The sequence below is a fragment of the Marinobacter sp. genome, assembly GCF_034669625.1.
In the GTDB taxonomy this organism is placed as follows: domain Bacteria; phylum Pseudomonadota; class Gammaproteobacteria; order Pseudomonadales; family Oleiphilaceae; genus Marinobacter.
The window spans coordinates 105,494-114,785 of sequence record NZ_JAXMOY010000012.1 but is presented as its reverse complement, the minus strand read 5'-3'; the positions used below and the strand labels follow the sequence as shown (position 1 = coordinate 114,785).

9 protein-coding genes are annotated in these 9,292 nt (G+C 53.5%); 4 read left to right on the top strand and 5 right to left on the bottom strand.

Going from position 1 to position 9,292, the window contains the following annotated elements; all coding sequences use genetic code 11:
- Positions 1–243: 243 nt before the first annotated feature.
- Positions 244–1,446 carry a tyrosine--tRNA ligase gene (gene tyrS, locus VOI14_RS11715; protein ID WP_323752232.1) on the bottom strand — a complete coding sequence of 401 codons (1,203 nt, stop codon included), beginning with the start codon at positions 1,444–1,446 and terminating at the stop codon, positions 244–246.
- Between the two features lie 311 nt (positions 1,447–1,757).
- Between tyrS and VOI14_RS11710 the strand changes: the two genes are divergently transcribed.
- Complete coding sequence (locus VOI14_RS11710; protein ID WP_323752231.1) at positions 1,758–3,164, top strand: OapA family protein; 1,407 nt, start codon at positions 1,758–1,760, stop codon at positions 3,162–3,164.
- A gap of 2 nt (positions 3,165–3,166) precedes the next feature.
- Positions 3,167–4,267, top strand: a complete 1,101-nt coding sequence (locus VOI14_RS11705) for an anhydro-N-acetylmuramic acid kinase (RefSeq protein WP_323752230.1) — start codon at positions 3,167–3,169, stop codon at positions 4,265–4,267.
- A gap of 3 nt (positions 4,268–4,270) precedes the next feature.
- Here VOI14_RS11705 and erpA read toward each other — a convergent pair whose 3' ends face one another.
- The 4 genes from erpA to argC all read right to left on the bottom strand — a co-directional run bounded on the left by erpA (position 4,271) and on the right by argC (position 6,919).
- Entirely contained in the window at positions 4,271–4,603 is a 333-nt protein-coding gene (gene erpA, locus VOI14_RS11700; protein WP_323752236.1) for an iron-sulfur cluster insertion protein ErpA, read from the bottom strand.
- An 83-nt stretch (positions 4,604–4,686) separates the two neighbouring features.
- Positions 4,687–5,130 (bottom strand): polymer-forming cytoskeletal protein, encoded by a 444-nt coding sequence (locus VOI14_RS11695; RefSeq protein ID WP_323752229.1) that lies wholly within the window; start codon positions 5,128–5,130, stop codon positions 4,687–4,689.
- Between the two features lies 1 nt (position 5,131).
- Positions 5,132–5,872 carry a DUF6776 family protein gene (locus tag VOI14_RS11690; protein WP_323752228.1) on the bottom strand — a complete coding sequence of 247 codons (741 nt, stop codon included), beginning with the start codon at positions 5,870–5,872 and terminating at the stop codon, positions 5,132–5,134.
- Positions 5,873–5,881: 9 nt separating this feature from the next.
- Entirely contained in the window at positions 5,882–6,919 is a 1,038-nt protein-coding gene (gene argC, locus VOI14_RS11685) for an N-acetyl-gamma-glutamyl-phosphate reductase (RefSeq protein ID WP_323752227.1), read from the bottom strand.
- A 144-nt stretch (positions 6,920–7,063) separates the two neighbouring features.
- On the opposite strand from argC, the gene VOI14_RS11680 reads away from it, so the two are divergent.
- Entirely contained in the window at positions 7,064–8,839 is a 1,776-nt protein-coding gene (locus VOI14_RS11680) for a chloride channel protein (protein ID WP_323752226.1), read from the top strand.
- A gap of 3 nt (positions 8,840–8,842) precedes the next feature.
- Entirely contained in the window at positions 8,843–9,265 is a 423-nt protein-coding gene (gene hemJ, locus VOI14_RS11675; RefSeq protein ID WP_323752225.1) for a protoporphyrinogen oxidase HemJ, read from the top strand.
- Positions 9,266–9,292: the final 27 nt, after the last annotated feature.

The window sequence follows — 9,292 nt, the reverse complement described above, 5'->3', positions numbered from 1 at the left end:
CGAAAAACTCACCGGCGTTACTGCTAAATCGTGGGGCGCATTCTACACTGAACCGCCACCTTGTCAACTGCTTTTTGAAGAATCTTTAAAACGTTTTCTTCAGAACTTTCAAGCAGTTACCGCTTCGTTGCTGACCGTGTTTAGCGGCTAGCCCCTCAAGCGAGATGCGCATTCTACAGACCTCGCCGAAGGAGTCAACGGCCAATTTGAAAAAAGTTCGAATTGGTCGTTTTAAGGTGCAAATCAAGCGACAACCAATACGCGCGCTATCTTCTTCTTACCGGCTTGGATAACGCAGTCGTCACCCTCTACCAGCATCCGATCACCCTCAAACTTCTGCCCGTCCAGATAGACAGCGCCGCGCCCCAACACATCGCGAGCCGCTGCACCATTCTTCACAAGACCAGCCAACCGAAGCACCGAAGCCATCGGCATTTCGGCCTGCCCTTCCAAAGACACTTCTACCGTCGGTACGTTTTCGGGGATTTCGCCGAGCGCTACACGATTGCCTGCAGACTTATGCGCAGACTTTGCCGCTTCCTCATTATGGAAACGAGTGATCAACTCTTCCGCCAGCATCTTTTTATAGTCTTGCGGGTTCGCTCCGGTTTCTACCGCCGCACGATACTCTTCGACTTCAGCCATCGGCCGAAAGCTGAGCAACTCAAAATAACGCCATAACAACTCATCAGGCACCGACAACAGCTTGGTGTACATTTCACCCGGCGCGTCATTTACACCAACATAGTTACCCAGGGACTTGGACATCTTCTGCACGCCATCCAACCCTTCAAGGATCGGAACCGTCAAAATCGCCTGCGGCTTCTGGCCGTAATGCTTCTGCAGCACGCGCCCCATGAGCAAGTTAAATTTCTGATCCGTTCCACCCAACTCAACGTCAGCCTCTAGCGCTACAGAATCGTAACCCTGTATCAACGGATAAAGGAACTCGTGAATCGCTATCGATTGCTCTGCCCGGAAACGCTTTGTGAAATCGTCACGCTCAAGCATACGGGCTACCGTGTACTGCCCTGCAAGCTTGATCATTTCGGATGCGCCCATCTTGCCCATCCACTCGGAGTTGAACACCACCCGAGTTTTAGCCGGATCCAGAATTTTGAACACCTGCTCTTTATAGGTGACGGCATTCTGCATCACTTGCTCTTCGTTCAGCGGCGGCCGAGTTGCACTCTTACCACTGGGATCACCGATCATTCCGGTAAAGTCGCCGATCAAAAAGATGACCTCGTGCCCCAGATCCTGAAACTGCCGCAACTTGTTAATAAGGACGGTGTGTCCCAGATGCAAATCCGGAGCCGTTGGATCAAAGCCCGCCTTTATTCTTAAAGGACGACCTTCTTTTAACTTTGCGATCAGATCTTCTTCTGGAATCAGCTCATCTATTCCGCGCTTTATGATGGCTAATGCTTCATCTAGTGATGCCATGAACCCTATATCCCCAGTTTTGACTGCAAAACGGCAGCAGCGACCATTTACACAGCTCTACAAAAGAAAGCTGCGAATTACGAGCGCTACTTGGTAAAGTGTGCGTGATTAGTTTTTGACCAAACCCTGTATATCAGGGCCGACATTATATCAGCGGGCGCGCACTTTGTACGCCCGCCCATATCAGTATCCGTAATGTTCGGCACTGTCCTGATTCTTCTATATACGGTAATCTGGTGGTCTATACTTGATCAGGCGCTTTAATTAGCGGACACAACTACCCGGAATTTCGATCATAATGGGTGAGCACCGTGCTTAAAACTTTCCCCAAATCACATTTAACGCTCGCCGCCGCTGCAACTGTTGTAGTCACTGCGGCCGTGCTTATGAGCCCCAGCGCAGACGTTGAAGCCAGACGCATGTCCTATCCGGTTGACCTTAGCCAAGGCACTGCATCGGGAGCCGGCGAACCTGTCATTTCCGCGCCAACAAGCCAAAACACTGCCGATAACATTACAGAAGTTGCCATACCGGTTAACTCAGTCGAGCAAGCTCTTGCGGCTACACAAGCACCACCGGCAGCCATCGCGGCCCCTGAAGCGCCAAAGCTTCAATGGAAAGCCTTTCGCATTAAATCCGGCGACACCCTGTCTTCTTTGTTCAAGAAAGCCGGCTTTAATGATGGCGTAATGCTGTCCGTTATTCACGGTGAGGGCGAGACCGACAAGCTCCAACGCCTCTATGCTGGCGAAGACATCCGGTTTGGCCTGGACGATGAAGGCGACCTCGTAGCCATAGAGCTTCAGCGCAGCCAGCTGGAGTCACTCAAGATTGAGAAAACTGAAAACGGCTATGCGGGAGAAACCAAGCTTCGGGAACCGGAAATCCGCCCGGCCTTCGCCTCAGGCGTTATCGACGGTTCACTGTACCTCGCTGCACGTGATGCTGGCATGGACGACCGACTCACGATGGAACTGGCCGGCATTTTCGGCTGGGACATCGATTTTGTTTACGACGTTCGCAAAGGTGACCGTTTTGAGGTGGTTTACGAACAACTGTACATCGATGGTGAAGAATTCAATACTGGCCGGATTCTATCTGCCAAATTCACCAATCGCGGCGATGAGAACATTGCGCTGCTTTACACTGATTCCAACGGCGAGAGCGACTATTACACGCCAGAAGGGCAAAGTATGCGAAAAGCGTTCTTGCGCGTTCCGATCAACGCTCGCCTATCGTCTCCCTTCAATCTACAGCGGCGCCATCCGGTACTTGATATCGTTCGGCCGCACGAGGGTACAGACTACGCCGCCCCTCCCGGCACTCCCATCAAAGCCGCGGGCAATGGCCGGGTTAAGTTTGCCGGCTGGAAAGGCGGATACGGCCGCACAGTGGTTCTTCAACATGGTGACAACATAACCACGCTTTACGCGCACATGAGCCGACTGGGCAAAGGGATCAAAAATGGAATTCGCGTCAAGCAAGGCCAAACCATCGGTCATGTGGGCTCTTCCGGCATGGTAACCGGCCCGCACCTGCATTATGAATTCCGGGTAAATGGTGTCGCGAAGAACTCCCGCACCGTCAAACTGCCGGATGCACAGCCTATTCCCAAATCCGAAATAGCTCGATTCAAGCAGGTTACCAACCAAAGTCTGGCTCAGCTCAATGTATTTCTTGAGAGCCAACATCAGCTGGCTCTTGCCACGGACAATTGAAAATGAGCTACTGGCTCGGCCTCATGTCAGGCACCAGCATGGACGCAGTCGATGCCGTGCTGGTGTCTTTCAACCCCCAAAGCCTGACTATTCGTGCCACTCACTCTCTCGCCTATCCGGATAACCTCAGACAGCGCCTAATCTCGGCGACCCGAGACCACGGCAGGCCGGATGAATTGGGCGAACTGGGCTCTTTGGTGGGACAGCATTTCGCGCGAACCGCCTCAGAACTGATTGCGCAGTCCGGCCTTGCCGCCAGCGACATTTCCGGGATTGGCAGCCACGGACAAACCGTGCGCCATCAACCGTCTGGTTCCGCACCTTTTTCTATGCAGATTGGCTCAGCCGCCTTAATCGCGGAAGCGACAGGCGTCACCACTGTCTCCGATTTTCGCAGCCGCGATATCGCGGCCGGCGGACAAGGGGCACCGCTGGTGCCGGCGTTCCACAAGTGGCTCTTCGAATCCAGCCAACAGGACCGCTGCATCCTAAATCTGGGCGGCATTGCCAACATTACCTGGCTACCCGCCGGTAATCGAAAACCTATTGTCGGATTTGATACTGGCCCCGCGAATGCACTTCTTGATGCTTGGTGCCTGCACCAAACCGGCCGTCATTATGATGTAGATGGGCAGCTAGCCAGAGAGGGCGCAACGCACCCGGAACTGCTGGCTAGCATGCTCTCGGATGCTTACTTCAGCAAACCTGCCCCAAAGAGCACCGGCAAAGAGCGCTTCAACCTTGACTGGGTGCTTACGCACCTTCAGCGCTTTCCAACACTGCCACCAGAGGACGTTCAACGAACGCTCCTGCAACTGACGGTCACCACCATTCTTCAGCAACTGCCACAAGAAACAGCAAACATGGCGGTTTATGCCTGTGGCGGCGGGACATTTAACGCGTTACTGATGAACGAATTGCGAGCAGGGCTTGGCTCAGTGGCGCTCGCCACTACAGCGGAACTTGGGCTTGATTCACAATGGGTGGAACCAGTTGCCTTCGCCTGGCTTGCACGACAGACCCTGAAAGGCCTGCCGGGCAACGTGCCGGAAGTGACCGGCGCTTCGGGGGAAAGGATACTCGGGGCCATCTACCCCGCTTGATCGTCAGATGGAGAAGGAACTGCCGCAGCCACAGGTTGAGGTGGCGTTAGGATTCTGAACCACAAACTGGGAGCCTTGCAGCCCCTCTTGGTAGACCACGGTAGCGCCTACCAAATACTGATAGCTCATCGAATCCACCAGCAATTTGATACCGTCACGCTCGATAACGGTATCGTCTTCTTCCTGATTTTCGTCAAACGAAAAACCGTACTGGAAGCCAGAGCAGCCTCCACCTGTGACGAAAACCCGCAGCTTCAGCTCCGGATTCTCTTCTTCTTCGATCAATTCGCGCACCTTGGCAACGGCACTGTCACTGAAAAACAGCGGTGTGGCCATTTGTTGCTGAACTACACTCAAGGGTTGCCTCCGGCACTAATAGATATTTGCTCGATTATGGTATTCCTGACTAAAACAGTCAACTATTCAAACTTACCCTCGACCTCGAATTCCAGATCGCCAGCATCTGTCCGCTCGTGGGAAAGAAGCCCTGTCGTCTCCGTCTGTCGAATCAGGTTGCCGTTCACTGCCGCGCCCATCGCCATCTCTATCAGCTGGTAATAGACACTTCCATTGACACTGGACTTTTCAGCCAGCTCCAAATGACTGGATGAGTGAACATCCCCGTGAACCGTGCCGTTTATGATGATATGCGGCGCAATGACATCCCCTGTAATCTGCCCCACCTCGGACAAACGAAGGACAGCATCACTGCCCTCTTCAGCAATAACACGACCCTTTATTTTACCATCGATGTGCAATCCGCCTGAAAAACGAACATCACCTTCAATGGTCGTCCGCGCCGAAATCAAAGTATCAAAACGATTAGATGAGCGGTTTCGTACCTGCTTTTTCTTATTAAACATTTCAGTTTCCTGTTAATTGGTCCCAATCAAATGTACTTTCTGCCTGCGCCGCTTTCTGGCCTCCTGCCTGAGCAACAACCTGAATTTCCAATGGTTCAAATTTTTCCGGCAAGCTCAGGCTGCCTTCGATATCCTGAAAATAACGGAATTTGAACTTTACCCCCAGATCGTCAATCTCTTCTGACAAATCCCTAAGCGCTACAACCTGCTTTTCGCCGTCAACGTTACCAATGACGTTGACCGCGACCAGCCCGGACACATAGCGATTATTATTACCAACCTGAGTCAGGACCATCTTGAAACTATAATGTCCATCCCCCCGGGCCGGCGTGAGCGTAAAGCTATCCACCTGCAGCCCTTTACTAACTTCGGTCGGCGCCATAATGTTGCGGTAAAAGGTTAAATCCGCTTTAAGCTCGGAAATTTGCGTTTCCAGCTCGACAATCGCATTTCTTGCATCCCGCAACGCCTGCTCATCAATCGCACGACCTCGTTCCAGACTAATCAGTTTCTGGCGCGCGGAACTGAACTGCTCGCGCAGGCCATCAACCTCATGAACCAGCAGATCTTTGGTTTCTTGCGCCGATGAAAAACGAAAGCCACCCTGCGCCATCCCGGCCATGTAACCGGAAATGGCCGCAACAATGGTAAAGGCAAGCAGTATCAAAGTCCGGCGTAAACGATAGCCACGCCGGTGCCGGATAACAATGTATTCCTCTGAGGGTTTAGGCGCTTCGCTCACAATTCAGCCTCAGGGCAGCATCGCTGGCGCATTCAGCCCCAACCGCTCATCCAATCCAAACATGATGTTCATGTTCTGAACCGCTTGCCCGGCGGCACCTTTCACCAAGTTATCAATCACCGACGTGACGATCACCACATTGCTGTGTTCCTGCCGATGCAGCGCCATACGACAATGATTCGCACCACGCACACTTCGAGTTTCGGGGTGACTACCAAACGGCATCACATCGACGAATGGCTCATCCTTATAGCGCTCTTCAAACAAAGCCTGCAAACGATCGAAATCTGCGGTGTCGGTTAATTCTGCGTAGAGCGTCGCTTCGATACCCCGAATCATCGGCAGCAGATGGGGAACAAAGGTCACCCCCACGTCTTTACCGGCAGCCTCGCCCAAGCCCTGACGAATCTCGGGCAAGTGACGGTGGCCGGACGCACCGTATGTTTTGAAGCTTTCGCCAATTTCACCATGCAGCATGCCAGCACTGGCCTGACGGCCGGCACCACTGGCACCGGATTTGGCATCTGCAATCAACCGTGAAGGATCCACTAAACCGTTTTCAAGCAGCGGCAGAAAACCCAGCTGTACGGCCGTTGGATAACACCCCGGATTCGCCACCAGTTGCGCCTTGCGGATTTCTTCACGGGCCACTTCGGGCAACCCATAAACGGCCTTCTCAGCCCACTCCGGGCTCTCGTGGGCCATGCCATACCATTTCGCCCATACATCGAGATCTTTAAGACGAAAATCTGCAGACAGGTCCACCACCCGAGTGCCGGCTTTCATCAACTCCGGCACCATACGAGCAGCCACGCCATGAGGCGTTGCAAAAAATACCAGATCACACGCTGCCAACTGCGCCGGGTCAGGTTCCGAGAATGCCAGATCAAAGTGTCCTCGCAAGTTGGGATACATATCCGCCACGGGCATACCTGCCTCGGAGCGCGAAGTGATGCACTGCACTTCAACCTCGGGATGAACGGCGAGAATTCTCAACAATTCCACGCCTGTATATCCGGTACCACCAACAATGCCTATTTTAATCACGCTCTTCTCCAACGTATTCTGGTCAGAATTTCGGGTTAGTCTAACATGATAAACCAAGGACTTATTGCAGCCTGCAGACCCAAAGCTACAATGGTACCCCAATCTCTCTGAACGAATTGTTCGAACAACCGGAATCCAGCCCACATGCGCAACATCAGGCAACAGGTTACGGAAAATCTGATCCACGTTTTCCGGGGAAGGCTCGCCGGTGTGGATGCCCTGCCCCAACTGGCCGTCCTTGGTCTGCTTTCCGGCATTGTAACCGGCGCTGTGATCCTGTTGTTCCGCTTCGCCATCGAATGGCCTCTGGATTACTTTTTCCCTGGTAACGGTTCGGAAAACTTCGAAGATCTGGACATCCTCACCCGAGGCATTTTGCCTTTGGCCGGCGCCGTGGCGCTCGGGTTGTTTTTGCACAAACTGGGCATTCATGACCGCAAGGTGGGGATTGCCCACGTGATGGAGCGGCTGAACTACCATCAGGGCTATATTTCGCTGAAAAGCGCCATCGTTCAATTCATCGCCGGCGTTACCACGGTGGTCACTGGTCAATCGGCTGGCCGAGAGGGCCCGGCGGTGCATCTCGGCGCGGCCTTTTCAAGCATTCTCGGGCAATGGATGCGCCTGCCCAACAACAGTATCCGGACACTGGTTGCCTGCGGCTGCGCGGCCGCCATCTCCGCTTCATTCAATACCCCGATCTCCGGTGTTATCTTCGCCATGGAAGTGGTGATGATGGAGTACACCATCGCCGGCTTTACCCCCATTATCCTGTCGGCAGTGAGCGCCGCCATCGTCACCCAAGTGGTCTACGGCACCGAACCGGCCTTTAGCGTTCCGGCGCTGACCATGAATTCCTTGCTGGAAATCCCATGGATACTGGCCATAGCGGTGATGATCGGCATTGCAGCCGCCTGTTTGATTCAATTAGTGGACAGCCTTGGGCGCTATCATCATCGCCCGGTCTTTTTACGCATATTCGGCGCCGGCCTGCTCATGGTGCCGTTTGCCATCTTTGTGCCCGAAACCATGGGCATTGGCTACGACACCGTTGGTCACACCATTAACGGCGTACTCGGCTTCTGGCTGCTGTTGGGGGTGGGGTCAGCCAAGCTGCTGATCACCGGAGCCTCTATCGGCCTTGGCATGCCCAGCGGGGTGATCGGCCCCACGTTGTTCATTGGTGCAACCCTGGGTGGCGCCATGGGCCTAATCGGTGCGGCCTTTGCGCCGGACATCGCATCGTCTGTCGGTTTTTATGCCATGCTCGGCATGGGTGCCATGATGGGTGCCGTATTGCAGGCGCCTTTGGCGGCGTTAATGGCGCTGCTGGAACTCACTCATAACCCCAACATCATTCTGCCGGGCATGCTGATTATTACCACCGCGACCCTGGTCACGAGTGAAGCGTTCGGCAAGAAGTCGTTGTTCATCACAGTGCTGAAAAGCCAAGGGTTAAGTTACCAGAACTCACCGGTTACTCAGGCGTTGAGGCGGGTATCCGTTGGCGCCATCATGGACCGGAACATTCTACGCATTGAACGCCAACTCACCCTCGAGGAAGCGCGCAAAGTGCTTTCATCAGAACCGAAATGGCTCTTGGTGGATGGCAACAACGGCCCCACGTCATTACTGCCAGCCGTCGATCTTGCGCGCTACCTTGAGGAGTTTAACGAGAAAAATTTAGAGGATGCCCCTGAACTGCCCGAGAGTCTGGATTTGATGCAAATCCCAGCCAACCGACTGGACGTTGCGCCCGTGCAATATCAAGCCACGCTGGAGCAAGCCCTCAATGAATTCGACCAGTCCAAAGCTGAGGCGCTCTACGTTCAGCGTCACGTAGCCCCAATGATCCAGCGGGTTTATGGTGTCGTTTTGCAATCAGATATCGAAAGTTACTACCAATACCGCCGGAGCTAACACATGCTATGGGTTAAAGCCCTTCACATTATTTCACTGGTATGCTGGTTTGCCGGCATTTTCTATTTGCCTCGCCTATTCGTTTACCACGCGGCGTGCGAAGACAAGCCGGGGCAGGAACGCTTCAAAATCATGGAACGCAAATTGTACCGGGGCATTACCACGCCCTCGATGATTGCGACTCTGATTTTTGGCGTGTGGTTGATCAGCTACAATGTATCCGGCTATTTCAGCCAAGGCTGGCTGCACGCCAAATTGACCCTGGTTGCCCTGCTGATTGTGTATCACCTCTACTGCGGCCACTTAGTAAAAGTATTCCGTGACGACAACAATACCCGCAGCCACGTGTTCTATCGCTGGTTCAATGAACTGCCGGTTTTTATACTGCTTGCGGTTGTCATTCTTGCCGTTGTTAAACCTTTCTAAGGAGGCTCACCATTAATAGCTACACCC

Bases quoted from the DNA above. Each gene is read 5' to 3' on its own strand.
- VOI14_RS11695 (WP_323752229.1), bottom strand. From the start codon at position 5,130: ATGTTTAATAAGAAAAAGCAGGTACGAAACCGCTCATCTAATCGTTTT.
- VOI14_RS11705 (WP_323752230.1), top strand. From the start codon at position 3,167: ATGAGCTACTGGCTCGGCCTCATGTCAGGCACCAGCATGGACGCAGTC.
- tyrS (WP_323752232.1), bottom strand. From the start codon at position 1,446: ATGGCATCACTAGATGAAGCATTAGCCATCATAAAGCGCGGAATAGAT.
- hemJ (WP_323752225.1), top strand. From the start codon at position 8,843: ATGCTATGGGTTAAAGCCCTTCACATTATTTCACTGGTATGCTGGTTT.
- VOI14_RS11680 (WP_323752226.1), top strand. From the start codon at position 7,064: ATGCGCAACATCAGGCAACAGGTTACGGAAAATCTGATCCACGTTTTC.
- erpA (WP_323752236.1), bottom strand. From the start codon at position 4,603: ATGGCCACACCGCTGTTTTTCAGTGACAGTGCCGTTGCCAAGGTGCGC.